Annotated in this window: 16 protein-coding genes and 3 pseudogenes; 4 read left to right on the top strand and 15 right to left on the bottom strand. The window is 70.2% G+C overall.

Annotated features, from left to right (window positions below; genetic code table 11):
• Positions 1–77: 77 nt before the first annotated feature.
• Positions 78–509 carry an Hsp20/alpha crystallin family protein gene (locus tag ACWDRW_RS35995; protein ID WP_451731367.1) on the bottom strand — a complete coding sequence of 144 codons (432 nt, stop codon included), beginning with the start codon at positions 507–509 and terminating at the stop codon, positions 78–80.
• A 128-nt stretch (positions 510–637) separates the two neighbouring features.
• Here ACWDRW_RS35995 and ACWDRW_RS35990 point away from each other — a divergent pair, with 128 nt between their 5' ends.
• Positions 638–1,297, top strand: coding sequence for a type III effector protein (locus ACWDRW_RS35990; RefSeq protein WP_451731364.1), 660 nt, complete (start codon positions 638–640; stop codon positions 1,295–1,297).
• A 398-nt stretch (positions 1,298–1,695) separates the two neighbouring features.
• Here the strand turns inward: ACWDRW_RS35990 and ACWDRW_RS35985 are convergent, their stop codons facing one another.
• The 6 genes from ACWDRW_RS35985 to ACWDRW_RS35960 form a co-directional block, all read right to left on the bottom strand.
• Positions 1,696–2,559: a MurR/RpiR family transcriptional regulator gene (locus ACWDRW_RS35985; RefSeq protein ID WP_451731361.1), complete on the bottom strand. Its 864-nt coding sequence runs from the start codon at positions 2,557–2,559 to the stop codon at positions 1,696–1,698.
• 69 nt (positions 2,560–2,628) lie between these two features.
• Positions 2,629–3,924 carry a cyanophycinase gene (locus ACWDRW_RS35980; RefSeq protein ID WP_451731358.1) on the bottom strand — a complete coding sequence of 432 codons (1,296 nt, stop codon included), beginning with the start codon at positions 3,922–3,924 and terminating at the stop codon, positions 2,629–2,631.
• Between the two features lie 84 nt (positions 3,925–4,008).
• On the bottom strand, positions 4,009–5,259 hold the full coding sequence (locus ACWDRW_RS35975) for a M20 family metallopeptidase (RefSeq protein ID WP_451731355.1): 1,251 nt from the start codon (positions 5,257–5,259) through the stop codon (positions 4,009–4,011).
• Complete coding sequence (locus ACWDRW_RS35970; protein ID WP_451731425.1) at positions 5,256–6,008, bottom strand: amino acid ABC transporter ATP-binding protein; 753 nt, start codon at positions 6,006–6,008, stop codon at positions 5,256–5,258. The genes ACWDRW_RS35975 and ACWDRW_RS35970 overlap by 4 nt, the downstream gene beginning before the upstream one ends.
• 56 nt (positions 6,009–6,064) lie before the next feature.
• Complete coding sequence (locus ACWDRW_RS35965; protein WP_451731352.1) at positions 6,065–7,030, bottom strand: amino acid ABC transporter permease; 966 nt, start codon at positions 7,028–7,030, stop codon at positions 6,065–6,067.
• A gap of 2 nt (positions 7,031–7,032) precedes the next feature.
• On the bottom strand, positions 7,033–7,980 hold the full coding sequence (locus ACWDRW_RS35960) for an ABC transporter substrate-binding protein (RefSeq protein ID WP_451731349.1): 948 nt from the start codon (positions 7,978–7,980) through the stop codon (positions 7,033–7,035).
• 277 nt (positions 7,981–8,257) lie between these two features.
• On the opposite strand from ACWDRW_RS35960, the gene ACWDRW_RS35955 reads away from it, so the two are divergent.
• The 3 genes from ACWDRW_RS35955 to ACWDRW_RS35945 all read left to right on the top strand — a co-directional run bounded on the left by ACWDRW_RS35955 (position 8,258) and on the right by ACWDRW_RS35945 (position 11,462).
• A complete protein-coding gene (locus tag ACWDRW_RS35955) occupies positions 8,258–9,316 on the top strand; it encodes a hypothetical protein (RefSeq protein ID WP_451731347.1) in 1,059 nt (352 codons plus the stop codon).
• A gap of 223 nt (positions 9,317–9,539) precedes the next feature.
• Positions 9,540–10,202: a TetR family transcriptional regulator gene (locus tag ACWDRW_RS35950; RefSeq protein ID WP_451731344.1), complete on the top strand. Its 663-nt coding sequence runs from the start codon at positions 9,540–9,542 to the stop codon at positions 10,200–10,202.
• A gap of 84 nt (positions 10,203–10,286) precedes the next feature.
• Positions 10,287–11,462: an alkane 1-monooxygenase gene (locus ACWDRW_RS35945; RefSeq protein ID WP_451731342.1), complete on the top strand. Its 1,176-nt coding sequence runs from the start codon at positions 10,287–10,289 to the stop codon at positions 11,460–11,462.
• A gap of 133 nt (positions 11,463–11,595) precedes the next feature.
• On the opposite strand, the gene ACWDRW_RS35940 is transcribed toward ACWDRW_RS35945, so the two are convergent.
• The 8 genes and pseudogenes from ACWDRW_RS35940 to ACWDRW_RS35905 form a co-directional block, all read right to left on the bottom strand.
• A complete protein-coding gene (locus ACWDRW_RS35940; RefSeq protein WP_451731339.1) occupies positions 11,596–11,910 on the bottom strand; it encodes a hypothetical protein in 315 nt (104 codons plus the stop codon).
• 213 nt (positions 11,911–12,123) lie between these two features.
• The gene (locus ACWDRW_RS35935; protein WP_451731337.1) at positions 12,124–12,957 is read right to left on the bottom strand and encodes a PIG-L family deacetylase; all 834 of its coding nucleotides are present in this window, start codon (positions 12,955–12,957) and stop codon (positions 12,124–12,126) included.
• 290 nt (positions 12,958–13,247) lie between these two features.
• Positions 13,248–14,078, bottom strand: coding sequence for a maleylpyruvate isomerase family mycothiol-dependent enzyme (locus ACWDRW_RS35930; RefSeq protein WP_451731334.1), 831 nt, complete (start codon positions 14,076–14,078; stop codon positions 13,248–13,250).
• Between the two features lie 149 nt (positions 14,079–14,227).
• Positions 14,228–14,605, bottom strand: a complete 378-nt coding sequence (locus ACWDRW_RS35925; RefSeq protein ID WP_451731331.1) for a fic family toxin-antitoxin system, toxin component — start codon at positions 14,603–14,605, stop codon at positions 14,228–14,230.
• Positions 14,605–14,844 carry a hypothetical protein gene (locus tag ACWDRW_RS35920; protein WP_451731329.1) on the bottom strand — a complete coding sequence of 80 codons (240 nt, stop codon included), beginning with the start codon at positions 14,842–14,844 and terminating at the stop codon, positions 14,605–14,607. The genes ACWDRW_RS35925 and ACWDRW_RS35920 overlap by 1 nt, the downstream gene beginning before the upstream one ends.
• A gap of 655 nt (positions 14,845–15,499) precedes the next feature.
• Positions 15,500–15,937, bottom strand: a pseudogene (locus ACWDRW_RS35915) (AbfB domain-containing protein); the annotation flags it as partial.
• A 60-nt stretch (positions 15,938–15,997) separates the two neighbouring features.
• A pseudogene (locus ACWDRW_RS35910) lies at positions 15,998–18,334 on the bottom strand (AbfB domain-containing protein); the annotation flags it as partial.
• Positions 18,335–18,829: 495 nt separating this feature from the next.
• A pseudogene (locus ACWDRW_RS35905) lies at positions 18,830–18,982 on the bottom strand (RNA-guided endonuclease TnpB family protein); the annotation flags it as partial.

Genomic DNA, 18,982 nt, shown 5'->3' with positions numbered 1-18,982 from the left:
TCGGTCCCCCGGGGAGGCGGAGGACGGGGGTGAAGGGGAGATCCGTCACCCGTCCTCCGCCGCTGTTCGGGCCGGGTTCAGCCGGAGATCTGCTTGGCGCCGGATCCGACGCCGATGGAGATCTTGCGGGGCTTGGCGCGCTCTGCGATCGGGATCCGCAGGGTCAGCACACCTGCGTCGTAGTCGGCCTTGATGTGCTCGGTGTCCAGGGTGTCAGCGAGGACGATCTGGCGGGAGAAGACGCCCAGTGGCCGCTCGGACAGTTCCATCTGCACGTCGTCGGCCTTCGCGACGGGGCGGCGCTCGGCCTTGACGGTGAGCATGTTCCGTTCGACGTCGATGTCGATCGCCTCCGCGGTCACGCCGGGGAGGTCGAAGGCCACCACGTACTCGTCGCCTTCACGGTAGGCGTCCATCGCCATCGTGGACGGCCGCGACCAGGTACCCGGGCCCACCAGCTGCTGCGCCAGTCGGTCGAGCTCACGGAAGGGGTCGGTGCGCATCAACATCGTGAAAACACCTCCAGCAGTTTTGGGCAGTTGCTGCCAATGCGCTTCACTGAAACCGTTGTAACATGTCATCCAATGGATGACAAGCACGGTGTCGTCGACAGGACGACAACCCGAGGGAGGTGCCCGTGACCGCAGCCGACCAACCGGTCTCCGCCGGCTCCGACGCCCGCAGCCCGGCCTCGTTCCTCGCCGCCGCGGCGGCCCTGCAAGCGATAGACGACGCCCTGCGCGCCGCCCAGCGCCAGGATCCCGCCGTCCCCGAGCCGCCCGAGCCTGGCCCGGAGCAGGCCCTGGCCTCCCTCCTGCTGCTGCGGCAGGTCCGCGAACAGCTCGCCGGCTGGGAGAACGGTCTGATCGAAACCGCCCGGGACGCGGGAGCCAGCTGGGCCGACCTCGCCGCCCCCCTCGGCGTGGCCAGCCGGCAGGCCGCCGAACGCCGCTATCTGCGCGGCCGCCCCGGCCCTGCCGGAACCACCGGCGAACAACGCGTCCAGGCCGTCCGCGAACGTCGCGCCGCCGACCGCAACGCCGCCGCCTTCGCCCGCCGCAACGCCGCCGACCTGCGCCGCCTCGCCGGCCAGATCAGCGCCCTCACCGACCTGCCCGCCGCGGCCCGCACTCCCCTCAGCCAGCTCAACGCAGCCCTCGCCCATGACGACCCGGCCGCGCTCCTCCACCCCCTGCACGCCACCCACCCCCACCTGACAGCCGCCCACCCCGGCCTCGCCGCCCAGGTCGAAGCACTGACGAGCTCCGCCACGGACACCGACACGGTCCCCGACTGACCGGCACACAGCTCCATGAGGGGCGGCGGTCAGTCCCAGCCGCCGCCGACGTGCCATCGGCGCACCCGTTCCAGGACGCCGGCGGCCTCCGGCTCCGGATACGGGGCAGGCGCCGACTTCGCGGATCCGTAGTGCCGCTCGCCCGCGTCCGGGAGGCCCGCGGCAAGCCGGACCCCGGTCCCAGGCTCACGCCGTCCGATGCCCAGGGCGTCCGTGCGCGGTCTCGGCCGGTCCTGCCGACATGGTGCATCCACTGCGAGTGAACCGAGCAGACCAGAACAAGGACTTCCAGCCCCCGGCCCGCTCCTCGGCGCCACCACGAACACCGTCGCGAGACCGTGCTTCTCGGGGTGCCTTCCGCTGCGACCGTCCGCCTGCAGCCGACGGCCGGCAGCCGGTCACACCAGGCCGATACGGCGGGCCACGTCCTCGGTGTGCTGCATGTGCTGGTGTGCCTCGTCGCCGAGGGAGGTGATGAGACCGGCGACGACCGTCTCGATGACCGCGACCGTCGGCACCAGGCTGTCGTAGGGGGAGGGGGTGGTGACCTGGCTGGGCAGGACGACCTCGGCGTGCCCACTGGTGGGTGACAACCAGGTGTCGGTGAAGACGACGACCTTGCCGCCGCGTTCCTGCACGAGCTGGGCGAGGGCCATCTTGTCGCTCTCGTAGCGGCGGTAGTCGAAGACGACGAGCACGTCGCGGCGCCCGAACCGGGTGAGGGCCGCGGCGCGTTCCACGTCGCGTTCGGACAGGACGTGGACATCGTCGCGCAACTGCATCAGGTGCAGGCCCAGATACTGGGCGAGCAGGTGTGTGAACCGGCCTCCGACCAGGGTGATCCGGCGCTTTCGGTCGGACAGCAGGGCCACGGCCCGTTCCAGGTCGTGCGGCGGGGTCTCGGCCAGGGTCTGGGCGACGGCGGTGCTGAACAGCTTGGCGCTGCGGGCCATGAGGCCCGCGGCGGAGTCGTCGCCGGTGGTGTCCTCGGTCCCCTCGTACAGGGTCAGGGGCGAGGCGTTGCGCTGGTCGAGCTCGGCGCGCAAGGCGGCCTGGAACTCGGGGAATCCGTTGAAGCCGAGGCGGGCGACGAAGCGCAGCACCGTCGGGGCGCTGACAGCGGCTCGTTCGGCGATGGTGGCGACGGTCTCGAAGCCCGCGGCCGGGTAGGCGGCCAGCAGCACCCTCGCGACCTTCCGCTCGGCGGGGCTGAGGGTACCCAGCTTGAGACGGATGTCGTCGGCGAGTGTGCCGGTGGCCATGAGGGGTCCTTTCGGATCTTGCGGTGCGCCGGTGCCGAGCCTAACGCCCGCGCGGGCGGTCGGAACCGGTCACCGCGGGGCGATGTCGATACGCAGACCGACGAGAGTCCGCGCCGTGGTGCCGTCGTCGGTCCAGGCCGTGAACCCGGGCCGCTTGGTGAAGTTGACGGTGAAGCGGGGCGCCTTCTCGTAGGTGGTGGCTGTGGCGGTGTGCTGGTTCCTGGCCGCGGCGAGGGCCCGGGCCGTGCTCAGGAAGGAGTACGGGACACCGGCGGGGTTGTCGATCGAGTAGAAGACGTCGTCGTTGGCGGGCACGGGTGACGTCGTACGGGGGATCAGCGGACGCTTGCCCGGGGCCGGGCGTACGGCCCAGCGGCGGGTGTCGTAGCGGTCGCCGTCGGTGAGGTGGGAGTAGCGGGCGCGGGTGAGGGTCCAGCCCGTTGGTGAGGTGTGGGTGCGGGCGTCGCGCAGGTCGAGGATGCCCACGCCGTTGTCGCCGAGGACGGTCATGGTCTCGTGGTGTGTTCCGGCGTTGTCGACGACGAGTGCGCTGTTCTCCTGCAGGGCGTAGACGCGGTCGTGTCCGGTGTCGGCGGCCAGGCGCAGGGCCCGGCCCTCCCGCCCGTAGGCGCCGGTGTGGGTGTCGACGAGTCCGGAGCGCAGGAAGCCGAATCCGCCGGCGGGAAGGTAGCCAAGACGCGTGGCGTCGTCGAAGTAGCCGGGGGCGCTGCCGTCCCGCAGGCCCTGGTAGGACTCGCCGCCGGTGACCATGTCGGGGCCGGCGGCGATCTGCGCGCCCGCGGAGGTACCCGCGACGACCGCGCCGTCGGCGAGCTTGGCGCGGATGGCGGCGAGCACCTTGGAGTCGGTGTGCCGGTCGCCGTGCAGGAGAGTGGTGACGTAGCGGTACTGGTCGCCGCCGCCGAAGAAGAACCCGGTCATGGAGTTGATCTGGTCGACGACGGCGTCGGAGTCGGCGTTGTCGATGTGATCCAGGTCGACGGGGATCCACTGCGCGTCGGCCGCGCCGTGCTTCTCGAACAGCCCGGCGTAGTAGGCGCCGTTGCAGGCCGAGTTGCTGCACCGCTCGGGGTCGCCGGCGTCCGGGTCCTGGCTCTCGGGAACGGACGCGGCGGTGAGGACGCCGATGCGGGCACGGGATCCTCCGGCCCGTTCGATGATCTCCCCGTAGACCTCCGTGTTGTCGGCCGCGAGAGCGCCCCCGATCAGGACCAGGGAGCCGGCCTCGGCTGTCCTGTCGGCGCGGACGCTCGCCTGGGCCGCGGGCGCGGCGGTGAGGGTGAGCACGAGGGCGGTGGCCCCGGCCAGGATGTGGCGCCGGTTGGGCAGGGATCTGTCGCGCATGAGTGCCTCCTTGGGCGGTGATCGGAAGATCGAACGAAGAGCCGGGACCCCGGCAGGACCGCTGCACGGCCGGGGTCCCGGCGGTCAGGCGTCCCCGCCGCCGCTGTCGCTGTCGCTGCTGTGGCCCAACGACACGATCAGTGCGGCCAGCAGAGCGATGCGCTCGGGCACGCTGGCGGTGTCCAGCCACTCCTGCGGGCTGTGGTCGGCGCCGCCGACCGGGCCGAGGCCGTCCAGGACGGGGACGCCCGCGCCGGCGATCAGGTTGGCGTCGCCGACGCCTCCGGTGGCCGTGGCGCCGAGGGGGAAGCCGAGGGCGGCCGCCGCCTCCTCGGCCGCGGCGAGCATGCGGTGCGAGGCCGAGGTCGCCTCCATCGGAGGGCAGTCGTCGAGCTGTTCGACGGTGACGGTGGTGCCGGGGACGGCCGGGCAGGCGGCAGCGTCCTCGATGGCCTGCCTGACTCTGCTGAGGCCCATCGCGGTCACCGCGCGTACCTCCAGGCGGAGTTCCGCCTCGGGGCAGACGATGTTGGGGCGGTGGCCCGCCCTGACGACTCCGACATTGACGGTGACGTCGTCCCAGCGGCCGTTGAGGGCCTGCAGAGCGACGACGAGGTGGGCTGCGGCGAGGGCGGCGTTGGCGCCCCGTTCGGGTTCGATACCGGCGTGGGCGGCTCGGCCGGTCACGGTGAGCCGGAAGTCGGCGACGCCCTTGCGGGCGAGCACCAGGTCTCCGTTCTCCCGGGCGCACTCCAGGCCGAGGGCGTAGTGCATGCCACGGGCGACGTCCTCGGTGATGCGCCGGCTGACCGGGGCGCCGATCTCCTCGTCGGGGGTGGCGAGGAACACCAACTCCGCGTACTCCGCCGTGCCTTGCTCCTGGAGGAGCTCCAGCGCGGTCAGACCGGCGAGCAGGCCGCCCTTGTCGTCACTGACGCCGGGTCCGTGGGCGCGGGTGCCGTCGTGGGTGAAGGGCCGCTCGGCGGCGGTGCCGTCCTCGAACACGGTGTCCATGTGGGCGGCCAGCAGGATCCTGCGCCCGCCGTCCGTCTCGGTGAGCCGGCCCGCCTTGCGGGCGACCAGTACGTCGCCCGTGCGGAGAGCATCGGGGCCGGGGCCGTCGGCGGCGGGCGGTCGGATCCGCTCGACGGTGAACCCGAGCGAGATCAGCCGCGCCTGCACCCAGTCGGCGACGGCGTTGACTCCGTCGGCGCTGTAGGACCCGGAGTCGATGGCCACGAGTTCGGCGAGGTCGTGCAGGTACCGCGGGAGACGGCTGTGGGCCGGACCGAGCAGGTCGACGGGGTGGGGCCGCTGCCGCGAGGGGGCGCTCACAGCACCTTCGACAGGAAGGCGCGGGTGCGGTCCTGCTCCGGGTCGACCAGGACCCGGCGTGGGTCGCCGGCCTCGACGATCACGCCTTCGTCCATGAAGACGGCCGTGTCACCGACCTCGCGGGCGAAGCCGATCTCGTGGGTGACGACGACCATCGTCATCCCGTCGTCGGCCAGTTGTCGCATCACGTCCAGGACGTCCCCGACGAGTTCCGGGTCAAGGGCCGAGGTCGGCTCGTCGAACAGCATCAGCTTGGGCTTCATGGCGAGGGCCCGGGCGATGGCCACGCGCTGCTGCTGCCCGCCGGACAACTGCGCGGGGTAGTGTCCGGCGCGGTCCGCGAGACCGACGCGCTCCAGCAGGTGCCCGGCCTCCTCGCGAGCCTGCGCCCTCGGTACCCCGCCGACCCGTACGGGTGCCTCGATGACGTTCTCCAGGGCGGTCATGTGCGGGAAGAGGTTGAAGCGCTGGAACACCATGCCGATGTCCCGGCGCCGCTCCGCGACCTCGCGCTCCCTCAGCTCGTGCAGCCTCCCGCCGTGCTGGCGGTAGCCGACCAGCTCGCCGTCCACAGTGAGCCTGCCACCGTCGACCTTTTCGAGGTGGTTGATGCAGCGCAGGAAGGTCGACTTGCCGGAGCCGGACGGCCCCAGGAGACAGGACACGCTGCCGCGCCGGACGGTGAGGTCGATCCCCTTGAGGACCTCCAGCTTGCCGTAGTGCTTGCGCACGCCTTGCGCGTGCACCATCGGCACGCTCTCGTCGTCCACGGTCGGGGCGCTCTCGTCGTTCAGGGTCGGGGCGCTCACCGGCCCGCCTCCTTGTTCTTCACACGGTTGGGCCGGGCGGCGGTGCCGAGCAGGCGCCGCAGGGGCGACACGTGCTGGGCGCGGGCGGTGCCGCGGCCGTAGCGCCGCTCCAGCCAGGACTGCGGGATGCCGAGCAGGGTGACCAGGGCGAGATACCACAGGCTCGCCACCACCAGCATGGGGATGACCTGGTAGTTCTGGGCGTACACGTCCTGGATGTTGGACATCAGGTCGTGCGCGGAGATGACCGAGACCAGGGCGGTCATCTTCAGCATGTTGATGGTCTCGTTGCCCATCGGGGGGATGATGACGCGCATCGCCTGGGGCAGCACGATGCGCCGCATCGTCAGGGCCGGCCGCATGCCGAGCGAGTGCGCGGCCTCGGTCTGCCCGGGGTCGACGGACTGGATGCCCGCGCGCACGATCTCGGAGGCGTACGCGGCCTCGTTGAGCCCGAGGGCGAGCAGGGCCGCGACGGCCGGGGTGAGCAGCGAGTTGGTCTCGGCCTGGAAGAAGGTGATGTCGGTGAACGGGACGCCGATCTTGACGTACTTGTACAGCGCGGCCGCGTAGCCCCAGAAGATGATCTGCACGAGCAGCGGGGTGCCACGGAAGATCCATACGAAGAAGGTGGCGAGGCCGTACAGGACGGGGCTCGGGGACAGCCGCATCACCGCGATCAGCGTGCCCAGGGCGAGCCCCAGGACCATGGCCGCGGCGGTCAGCCACAGGGTGGTGAACAGACCGTCGAAGATGAGGTCGGCGAAGAGGTAGTCGCCGACGATGTCCCAGCGCAGGTTCTCGTTCTTGGCCAAGGAGCCGGCGAGGCCGACGAGTGCGGCCAGGGCGGCCACCGCGGCCACCCAGCGGCCGTAGTTGCGTACCGGTACGACGACGAGTGTCTCCGCCGCGCGCCCGGGGGCGGGCGCGGCGGTGTCCCGGGGTGTCTTCAGCTCGACCATGTCTAGTCGACCGCCGCGTTCTTGGTGGCTTCCTTCACCGCGATGGATGCGACGCCGTACTTCTCGAAGATCTTGGTCACGGTGCCGTCGTCGATGAGGGCCTGCAGGGCCTTCTGGATCGCGTCGGTCAGCTCGGGCAGCTTCTTGGTGACGGCGATGCCGTTGGGCGAGGCGTTGTAGCCGCCGGGTGCGGCCGGGTCCTCGACGAGGTCGAACGTCTTGCCGCCGTCGGCCGTCTTGGCGGTCCAGCCGGCGGCCGGCTTGGTCAGCAGCTGGGCGACGACCTTGCCGGAGCGCAGGGCGAGCTGGGCGTCGGAGTCCTTGGGGAACGTCTGGATGTCGATCTGACCGCCGCCGGCCTTCTCGCACTGCGCCTGGTGCTCCTTGAGCAGGTCGAGCTGGTTCGTGGCGGCCTGCACGGCGACCTTCTCGCCGCACAGGTCGTCGAGGGTGGCGATCTTCTCGGGGTTGCCCTCGACGACGAGGATGCCCGAGCCGGACTGCGAGTAGTCGACGAAGTCGACGACCTGCTGCCGCTCCTTGTTGTCGGTGATGGCCGACATCGCCGCGTGGAACTTGCCGGCCTGGATGGCCGGGACGATCCCGTCGAACTTCTGCGGGGTGAAGGCGAACCGCACGCCGAGCTTGGCGCCGAGGGCCTGGCCGAGGTCGTAGTCGAGGCCCGTCAGCTCGCTCTCGCCCTCCTTGACGTACATCTCGAAGGGCGGGTACGGCACGTCCGTGGCGACCTTCACCGTGCCCGCGTCCTTGATCTCCGCGGGCAGCGCGTCGTGCAGCGCGGAGTCCTTCTTGATCTTCACGCCGGCGACCGTGACGCTGCCGCTCGCGGCCGGTGCGGTGTCGTCGTCGCCGGAGCAGGCGGTGAGCGCGGTCAGGGCGGTGGTCACGGCGATGGCGGCCGCCAGGCGGCGGACCGTGCGAGCGTTCATGGCGGATCGGGCCTCTCGTCAATCCTTCGTCGGCGGAGGTGCCGCCGACTGCACTGCGGAAATTACAGAACGCCTCAATCCTTGGCTAGATGTATCGCACATTACGTTCACGTAACGTGCCGCGGAAGCGCCCGCCGCCCGTCCCAATACCCCTTAAAAAGGTGCATTTCGGGCACCTATCCCCTAGCGCTCAGCAAATATCGCGGTACACCTTCCCGCCATCATCGCCGAGTTGTACCTTCCGCTAACACATCAACGCTCCTCACCTGGAGGCCCCATGTCCCCCCGCCCGCCACGCCGTTCGGCCACGGCAGCCGCCCTCGCGCTCCTCTCCCTCGCCGGCATGCTCGCCTCCGCCGCCCCCGCCGAGGCGGCAGCCGACCGGATCCGCCTCGGCAGCGCCTCCGACGTCCAACGCTCCACCTGGAACGGCCCGGCGTTCACCATGAACGGCAGCGGCTCGGTGGTCGCCGCTTCCATGGCCCGCGCCATCGACACGATCCGCGGCGGTACCGGCTCCCTCGACGTCGTCGTCCTCGCCGGCTCCGCGCCGTCCTCGGGCAGCAGGACCCCGGAGTGCGATGACGTCATGAAGCTCGCCGGGGTCAACTCCTGCACCACCTGGACACTCACCCGCGCCGCCGACGGCAACAACACCCGGGCCAACACCGACATCCGCAACGCCGAGTTCGTGTACTTCGCGGGCGGCGACCAGTGCCGGTACGTGCGCTGGAAGGGCACGGCACTGGAGGCCTCGGTGGAATCCGTGGTGGCCAAGGGCGGCGGGGCGGGCGGGGGCAGCGCGGGCCACCACGTCAGCAGCCCCGTCGTGTACGACGCCTGCGGCGGCAGCGCCACCAGCGCCGACGCCCTGGCGGATCCGTACGACCGCGCGCTCACCTTCACCACGGGCATGTTCGAGTGGCCTCACTACGCCGGTGTCGTCAACGACTCCCACTTCCGCGAACGCGACCGGATGGGCCGCACCATGGCCTTCGTGGCCCGGTCCATCAAGGACGGCCTCACCCCGGGCGGCCGGGCCTGGGGAGTCGGCATCGACGAAGGAGGCTCGCTGTTCATCGACGGCGACGGCCTGGCCACCCAGTACGGGGCGAACACCTACGTCGTCCTCGGCGACCACCAGCCCGAGCTGGCCGTGGCCGGACGGCCGCTGACCTACACCGACTACAAGATCTGGCGACTGACGCCCGGCACGACCTTCGACTTCGCCGACCGTCCCGTGTGCGGTTACTACCGCCGCAGCGTCATCGACGGCGTCGCCGACGCCAACCTGTACAACGGCACGCCGGAAAGCTGCACCACCGGCGGCTCCTGACCGTGGGCGACCCGTACCGCCGCCGACGGGGCGGCGAACGGCGGTACGGGTCGCGTCACCAGCACGGCGGGACACGGGGGGAGGCCCGCCGGCGGCCAGCGTGCCACGCCGTCCGGGCGGCGCCCAGGGCGACCCGATGTCAATGTTCTGACGTTTCGTCAGAGAGCTCGCGGCGCCGCATCATCGGCATCCTGGCCGCCCAACCGATGCGAGGAGACACATCGTGGAAGACAGACCCTTCGCCACGGACGCGGACCGCGGCTCCGCGCTGCCGCCCCGTGAGGCGTGGCGACGGCAGATGCGGGACGACGTGCTGGACGCGGCCCGCGCGATGGCGGCGGAGAAGGGCTGGGACTCCGTCAGCCTGTCGCAGGTGGCCGCCCGCGCCGAGGTGTCACGGCCGACCGTCTACAAGGAGTTCGGCAGCCGCGGCGGTCTGAGCCAGGCTCTGGTGCACCGAGAGGCGGAGCGCTTCCTCAGCGGCGTGGAGCACGCGCTGCGGCAGCCCGCACCCACCGCCGCGGACGCACTCGCCGCCGCCATCCTGTACGCCCTGCGGGAGGCTCGGGAGAACGTGCTGGTCACCTCGGTGATCAAGGCGGCCCGCACCGGCACGGACTCCCTGCTGCCCTACCTGACCGCACGCTCGGAGCCGGTGGTCACCGGAGCGCGCCATCTGGTGCGCCAGTGGTGCCACACGCAGTACCGGCAGTTCGACGCCGTACGGACGGACCAGGCCGCCGACCTCATCGTCCGCCTCACCCTGTCGCACATCGTGCTGCCACCGCCCGACCACTCCTTGCGCGAGTCGGCCGAGGTCATCACCGCGGCGGCCACGGCCGTACTGACCCGGCCGATCCGACCTGACGAACCGTCAAAACATTGACAGTGCGTCCCCGATTGTCAGCGCTCCGGGCCGCTGTCACGCTCAGCCGGGTCACAGCCGACCGCCCGCAAGGAGCACCGCCCGATGACAGCACCCTCGACGACGCCCCCCGCCTCCCCCGCCGGCACACCCTGGCGTGATCGCAAGCGCTACGCGTGGCTGCTCGGCCTGGCGGTCCCCACCCTGCCGTTCCAGGCAGCGGTGCTGGTCGCGGTGAGCGGCTGGCAGGTGCTGTGGTGGTGGGGACCGATCTTCGCCTTCATGATCATCCCCCTGCTCGACCTGCTGATCGGCCCGGACCAGGAGAACCCACCGGACGAGGCGATCGCGCTGCTGGAGCAGGACCGGTACTACCGCTGGTGCACCTACCTCTACCTGCCCCTGCAGTACGCCGGCCTGCTCTACGCATGCCTGCTGTGGTCGGATGGCATGCGCGTGCCCAACGCACTGGGCCTGGCCGCCACGGTGGGCGTCGTCGCCGGCGTCGCCATCAACACGGCCCACGAACTCGGGCACAAACGGGAGACGGTGGAACGCCGACTCGCCCGCCTCGCGCTCGCCCAGTCCGGCTACGGCCACTTCTACGTCGAGCACAACCACGGCCACCACATCCGTGTCGCGACACCCGAGGACCCGGCAAGCTCGCGACTCGGTGAGAGCCTGTGGGCGTTCCTGCCCCGCACCGTCGCGGGCAGCGTGCGGTCGGCCTGGCACCTGGAAGCCCGCCGCCTGAGCCGCCGCCGGTACCGCACCTGGTCACACCGCAACGACGTACTGACCGCGTGGGGACTGACCGTGCTGCTGTTCGCGACCCTCGCCGCCGCGTTCGGTCCCGACGTCCTGCCCTACCTGCTCGTCCAGGCGGCAGCCGGCGTCCTGCTGCTGGAGACGGTCAACTACCTCGAGCACTACGGCCTGCTGCGCGAGCGGCGACCGGACGGCCGCTACGAGCGGGTCGCACCCCGCCACAGCTGGAACAGCAACAACACCACCAGCAACATCTTCCTGTACCAGCTCCAGCGCCACTCCGACCACCACGCCAACCCACTGCGCCGCTACCAGACACTGCGCCACTTCGACGAAGCACCCCAACTCCCCTCCGGCTACGCCTCCATGATCGTCCTGGCCTGGGCGACCCCGTTGTGGCGCCGGGTGATGGACCCCAAGGTGCTAGCGCACTACGACGGCGACACTCGGCGCGCCAATGTGCACCACCGCCAGGCGAACCCGGGAATCCGGCGCAACGAGCTGTCTGGCTGACCAACCGCGCCAGCGGGGTTCGGCACTACGACCGCGGGCGAGGCCGGCATGGTGCCGCTTCACGCAGGCATGCCCCTGCCCGCAGGCGCGGCGCCGAAGGCGGGATCATTGACAGGTGCGGCTCGGACAGGGTTTACGGTGTGCCGCCGCCCTTCCGGTTACCGCCGGCGAGCTGGCCCACCATCATGACGACGACGCCCGCAAAGAGCATCGCGGCGCCCATCAACGTTCCAAACGGCCGAACACCAAAATCGCTGATCATCAACCCGAAAACCAGCTGCCAGCACAGTGCAAAGGCCACCACCAGCTGACCCCAGCCATAGGTCCGAGGGGCGCGAACATGGCGCCGGTTCATGGGAAGCACCCAGCCGCTCGTCACCGCCGCCACGCCGGAGGCGGCGATGAGCAGCGCCAACAAGACTAGGGGCACGGCCAGGTACAGCTTCACGGTCTCTCCCCTGCGTACCGACCCACACCCGACGACAACGCGCTCATCATAATTACCGACGCCACGGGGACTGCCGGCTCGTGACCTGAGCTGTCGCGCCCTCCCTGTCGGCGGTGCGGGCACATGTCGACGCCGTCTGCCAGGCCTGTCGGCCTGGCCGCGGCCGGCCGGAGCGGAACCCCGGCCGGCTGGCTGGCTGGCTGGCTGGCTGGATCAGCGCAGTCCGGCGAACAGATCGTTCTCGGGTACGGCCGTGCCGGTGGCGTCCTGGACACGCAGGAAGGTCTCCATGCCCATCAACTCGCCGAACCTCTCCTTGCCCATCTTGAGGAAGAAGATGTTCTCGCCCTGGCTGGCGTGCGCGGCCAGCGCGTCGAACTTCTGATCGCTGAACGCGGTGGTGTCCACCCACGTGGTGATCTCGTCGTCGGGGAGGCCGATCTCGGCCAGCGCGGCAGCCTCGGCAGGATCCGGCTCCGGCACGTCCTCGCCGACCTCACGCATGATCTCGCCGAACCGCCGCATCGCCGAGTGGGGCATCGTGGTCCAGTACACCTTCGGCGTCAGCTCGGTCATCTCCAGCGCCGCCATCGTGATGCGGTGGGCCTGGATGTGATCGGGGTGGCCGTAGAAGCCGTTCTCGTCGTAGGTGACGACCACATCAGGTCGGTAGTGCCGCATGAGTTCCGCGAGTCGGGCAGCGCCTTCCACCACGGGGGTCTGCCAGAAAGATCCAGGGGCGTCGTTGCTCGGCCAGCCCATCATCCCGGAGTCGGCATAGTCCAGCATCTCCAAATCACTGACCTTCAGGACGTCACAGCTCGCCTCGAGTTCTTCACGGCGCATCAGAGCCACCGCCGCCGGATCGTGCCCGGGATCGCCCGGCTTGACGCCCCCCGGTCCGTCACCACAACCGCCGTCGGTACATGTCACGAGAACCGTGCGGACACCTTCCGCCGCGTACCGCGCGAGCACCCCTCCGGTTCCGGTGGCCTCGTCGTCCGGGTGAGCGTGTACTGCCATGAGCGTCAAAGGCCGGTCAGTCATGAAACAGTCCTCCTGCAAGAACATCTACTGGTCCCACTGCGGGGCGGGCATACCACTACTGAGGCCCGGCCCCAGGTGGGGGCGACGACCATCTGGTCTCATGTTCCCCGCCGGTGCGGCGCCGTTCCCTCAGTCGATGCAACCGGCCGGCCGGACCGACTGTTCCGCTTGCGCAGGCCCGGTGTCCGCCCCTGACGGTGCGGTTCCTTGCGGCTCCATTCCCCGACGTCCCGTCACCGCGCGGGGAGCCTCCAGGCGCCCTCGGATCCTCCGTGTCAAAGAACCCGAGCTCAGGGCGCAGTGAACAGGGTGGGAAAACGCGGGGCAAGCCAGGGTTTGCGGCCCCAGGCGAGGACAGCCCCGCGTGCCATGGCCTGCCAGGGGCCCAGCCGTCCCAGCGCGATGAGGAGGAAGGCGACCGGTTCGGTCAGGATGGTGCAGTCCGAACGCTCAGGCGGGCCGGGATGGACCTCAACAACGCCGTCGGTGAAGGTGACACCGAAGACCGCGCCGCCCCGGACGCGCAAGGTGTAACGGGCCGTCACCGTGGAGGCGTCGGCGATTCGTGGCATCGCCGTCTTCAAGAACGGCAGGCACAACCCCACCCGCCCCGCATCGATCATGTGCGGCCGACGCAGTCCCCGGGCGAGATCGTAGCCATGCCCGAGCAGGTGGGTCAGCAGATAAGCGGCCAGAACCTCCTGGTCCATCGGTCCGAGCGGGGTCAGCAGCGTCCGTCCCGCACGCCCCTGCGCCACGGCGTCCTCCAACGCGTCCAGGAACGCTCCGGTCTGCTGAACCAGCATCGCCGCCAGCGGCTCCGCCGCACGCTCCTCGAACGCGGCGAGAGCGTGCGCATTGGCCGCCGCGAGGCCCTGCGGCGTGCCGTCCCCGTACGGGCGCTCCCGACCGGACACCAGATCAGCCATCAGACCACCCGCCAGGACCAGGTGCGCGGCCGTCTCCCCCACCGTCCACTCCAGCCCCGGCACCCGAACGCTCATGTCCGAGTCCGCCGCATCGTTCAGGAGCCCGGCAATGTCACCGGCGACCTCACGTATCACCCGACCGAGCCCTTCCGGCAGACACTCCCTGACCCCCGCCTGCGTTCCTCGCTCCACGCCGCTGCCTCTCCCCGCATCCACGTGATCACACACTCGTAGCGCGGTACAGAACCAGACCCCCCTGTCCGGGGCAAGACTCCGGGCGCCCGCAACGAGAGCGGCCGGACTGCTCCCGGCGCCGGGAAGTGAATCCGGCAGTACGGGAGTCAGGTCGCGGTGGGCCAGGTCCGCAGCAGAGCAGCGATCTTCCCGGCGGTGCAGGCGGGGTCGAGGAGCAGGTCCTTCAGGGCGACGGCATCCTCGCGGGCCGGCTTGACGGGGATTCCGGCGGCTTCGAGGTACATGACGCCGGAGGCGGCGGCCACGGCCATGTTGGACCGCTCCAGCCAGCGGCAGCGGCCCAGCGTGTGCACCAGGGCGGCGGCCTTGGCGTAGGGGCTGTCATAGACAGACTGCTCGAACAGTTCGGCCCGGTGACGGGCGACCGCCGAAATGGGAACGCCGTAGTCGTCGGGCGCCGGATCGTTCGCTCCGGCTGCTTCGGCGACCTGCAGGATCCAGGGAACGTCGATGTTCAGGTCCATCAGGCCGCGCGTGCTCCCCGACCCGCCTGCTGGGCGTCCTCGGCCTCATCGAAGACCGCCTGGTGCTCGGCCAGGAAACGGGCGGCCGCGTCCACCGCTCGGGCGCGAAGGCCGCTGGCGTCGTCCTGCACCAGCCTGGCGAGGTAGTCGCCGATGCTCAGTCCCAGGTCGGCGGCGCGCTTCCTGGCGAGTTCCGCCACATCCTCATCCACACGCGCGCCCAGCTGTGTCTTCGCCATGCCAGCATGGTAACAGCTGTTACCGCACCGAGGGTGCCAGTCGCGGGAGCCGCGGCCTCGCCCATCGGATCCGCGCCGAGGAACGCGGTCTATGGGCGCTCACGACCCCACCCCCAGCCGTCCGTGGGCTTTGAGGGCGGTTCGGGTCAAGACTGCCGCTCGCCTGCGCGCACCACGCCTGCTGGGGCCCGAGCCCCCACCGGCCCGGACGACGGCCCAGGAGCGGTGTGCGCATGCCTGGGGCTGGAAGGGCTCCGGAAAGGGCGTCCGGCCGGCTCGCGTCGGCCGGACGTCCTCATGGACACGGCGCCGGGCCGCGTCAGCGCGCGGCCGCTGCCTCGAAGCGATGCGCCCAGTGGACTGTTCGGTCCAAGTAGGCCGTCTCCGCGGCCTGGCCCGTCAGCCCGCAGGCCCCGTCGTATGTCCGGTAGCTCTGACCGCCGACCGTGCCTCCGGCAGAGGGGGACGGTTCCGTCGAAGTCGGGCGTGACCGTCGAGGCGTCGCCGCGGCTCACGCAGATCTCGTCTCCGACGACGCAGGAGGAGCCGGGCCAAGTGATGAGGTGGGGCCGGGCGCCGCGGGGTGCCGGCTGTGCCCTTCGCCGCGTCGTGAACGACGAAGGGCACAGCGCCGGCCCAACCGTTGGTCAGGCGGTCAGGGCGCCCACGGGGCCGCGAGGTCCCAGCTGCTGTCGGCGGTGAGGGTCTGCGGACGGTCGAAGGCGTCGCCGCTGCCGGCGCCGGATGCGATGTACACCTGCGAGGCGTGGTGCCGCAGGAACGAGCCGGGGATGTTGATCGACTCGAAGCTGACGCCTGTACCCCCGATTCCCGGGCGGGCGCAGAACGTGGCGTCCTGCCGGAACAGTGCCGAGCCGTCGTCGGGAGAGTTGCGCACCCTGCTGTCGGCGTGCCGCAGGAACTGTCCGGGGTAGTTCACCGACTCGAACGAGAAGCAGGAGGAGTCGGCGAGCCCGCGCCGCACGGTGTACGTCGCGTCCTGCTTGAGCAGCGCGCTGCTGCCCGCGTCGACGATGTCGGTGCGAGCGAGGCTGTCGGCGTGCCGCAAATAGCGGTTGGTGTGGCCCCAGGTGGTCACCCGCAACGACCGCCGCACGTCGGTGGGAAGCAGTGCGGAGCTGCGCCAGAGGGCCGGTTCGCCGGTGTTCCAGGTGGCGTCGGCGGCGAAGGAGGCGGCGGTGTCCCAGGCGTTGGGGCCGCCGCTGCGGGCGAGGTACACGGTGTCCGCGTAGTGCCTCAAGTAGTGGCCGGGGTAATTGAGCGACTCGAAGGACGTGCCGCCCGCGGCGAGACCGGCCCGGCTGCACCAGGTGGCGTCCGCGGCGAACGGGCCGCCGGTGTCCGCGTCGATGCGTACCCGGCTGTCGGCGTGCCGCAGATATCGGCCGGGCTGGTTGACCGACTCGAAGGAGTAGCAGCGTGGATCGGCCAGTCCGGTGACCGTGCGGAAGGAGGCGTCCTGGCGAGCGCCGTCACCGGAGGCGGTGCTCAGGACATCGGTCCTGGCCGCATAGTTGGCGTGCCGGAGGTAGCGGTCGGTGTAACCCGGGGTGGTCACCTTGAACGACCGGACGTGCCCCAAGGTGAGCGGGACGGCCGCGTTGAGGTTGCGGGAGGCGCGGATGAGTGCGCCGTGTGCCGAGCGCAGTTGGCCGGTGTCGACCTTCTGCACGCGCCGGTCGTAGGTGAACAGGCCGTTGTACTCGCCCTCGACGTCGGTGGTCTCGGTGTAGACGTAGGCGGACAGGCCCTTGGTGGTCATGAGCTGCTGTGCGTCGCGGACCATGCCGGTGTAGCGGTCGTTCAGCTGCGCCTGACTGGTGACCTGCTCGTAGGCGAAGAACTGGCCGTTCGGGCTGTACTCGTGGCCTGGCGTGCGCAGACCGATACCGCCGAACTCGCCGAGGACGGATATCCGTGTGACCGACGGGCGTGGGGCGTCAGGGCCGGTGTAGACGTGCCAGTCGATGACGTCACCGGTGCCCGGGTCGCCCTTGGACGCACAGCAGTTGTAGCCGCTGTGGGCGTTCATCAGACGGGACGGATCGTAGTTCTCCAGGTCGGTGGTGACGCGCCGGGTGGCGTCCAGGTCCCACTCCCCCCAGCCCTCGTTGAACGGGACGTAGGTGACCACGGCCGACGAGAAGCGGTGCTCGTCGATGATCTCGCGGGCCTCGGTCTCCAGTTGTGCGGTCTGCGCCGGCGTGCGGGTGTCGTCGAAGGCGGGCGTGGAGGGGATGTCCTGCCACACCAGCAGTCCGAGCCGGTCGGCGTGGTAGTACCAGCGGGCGGGCTCCACCTTGATGTGCTTGCGCACCATGTTGAAGCCCAGGTCCTTGTGCTTTTGCAGGTCGGAGGCGAGGGCCGCGTCGGTGGGCGCGGTGTAGAGGCCGTCTGGCCAGAACCCCTGGTCGAGAGTGCCGATCTGGAAGACGAACTCGCCGTTCAAAGTGGGGCGCATGACGCCGTTGAGCATCTTCTTGCCGATTTCGCGCATGCCGAAGTAGCTGGTGACACGGTCGACCTGGTTGCCTGCGGCATCGCGCAGGGTGACGCGCAGGTCGTACAGGAAGGGATCGTCGGGCGACCAGCGGCGAGCATTGGGCACGGGGACGGTGAACTCTGTGAACCCGCCGGTCGAGCTGCCCACCACCTGGGAGCCCGACATCGCCTCGGCCAGGGCGGTGTGGCCGGTGACATTGCCGCGGGTGAAGACGCGGACCCGCGCGGTGTTGTCCGAAAGATTCGGCAGGATGTCGACGGAAAAGATCGAGGACGCGGGGGTGGGCTCCATCCACACCGTCTGCCAGATGCCGGACGTGGGGGTGTAGAAGATGCCGCTGGGATTGTTCACCTGCTTGCCGACCGGCTGCTTCTCGCCTCGGCCGTCGGTCGGGTCGTAGACCCGGACGATCAGTTCGTTGGTGCCGCCGTTGAGCTGGGGGGTGATGTCGACCTCGAAGCGGTCGTAGCCGCCCTTGTGGGTGGTGACCTGGTTGCCGTTCACCCAGACCGTGGCCTCGTAGTCGACGGCGCCGAAGTGCAGCTGCACCCGTTGGCCGGCCCAGCTCTGCGGGACCGTGAAGGTGCGCTTGTAGAACATCAGGTCCCGGTTGTCGTTGCGCATGATGCCGGACAACGCCGACTCCACCGGATAGGGCACCAGGATGCGTTCGGGGAGGGTCTGGCCCACTGGGGGCGCCGCGTTGCGGTTGACGTTGCCCGAGCTGTCGGTCGGCGGGTTGAGGAACTGCCATTCCCCGTTGAGGGACTGCCAGTCCGGTCTGGTCATCTGCGGCCGGGGATAGTCCGGCAGGGGGTTGCTGGTGGACACCTGACTGGTCCACGGGGTGCTCAGCGGTGGTGTTTTGGGGGTGACGGCGGCGGTCGCAGTGCCGGTGAGACCGGTGAGGAGGAAACTCCCGGCCATCACGCACAGCACCGCCAGGCAGGCGATGACGCGTCGCATCGAACTCCTCCGAGCAGGACAGGGCGCGGAGTCCGGCGCGCCGCGCGGCCGCCGGTCCAGGCAGCGTGCGGGAGTCCGTGCGGTGTGGGGCGAGCGAATCGGGTGCGGGCTGCGAGCCCTCGCGGTCCAGGCCGGGCGCGAAGGCCCAGGAGTGAAGTGCGGGGAACGTAGCACGGGACACGTTCCAACGGAACCACTCAGGAACCCTCAACAACCGCGCAGTACCGCTCACTTGCTCCGTTGGCGGATTCCAGTCCTCCGCTGATCGGCCGAGCGCTGCACGGGGTCTGGACAGTCGTCGAGCGGCGTGCTGTCATTCCGCTGCCACTCCCTTTACATCGTTGCAATGCCGTTGCTTGCCAGCACACCCGATCACAGACGCCACGGACGGCACCGGCGGTGTCACCCGCCTCCGTCTGTCGGCAGGACCGGTCCCAGTCCTTCGTACGAGGAAAGTTTCGTTGACTTCCTCCCCCTCCTGAAGGAGGGGGATTCCTACGGCTCGCGCCGTAGGGGTTTCTGCTTCGTCGCCGACTGCCCGCCCGGAGTGCTTCGTTGAGGCCTTACACCGGCTCCACAGACAGACGCCGTCAGCCCGACGGCCAGAATCTTCTTCGCCGCGTTCACGTCCCGGTCGTGGGTCGTCCC

It is taken from the genome of Streptomyces sp. NPDC003635 (genome assembly GCF_053587635.1).
This window is presented reverse-complemented; position numbering and strand designations above follow the sequence as displayed.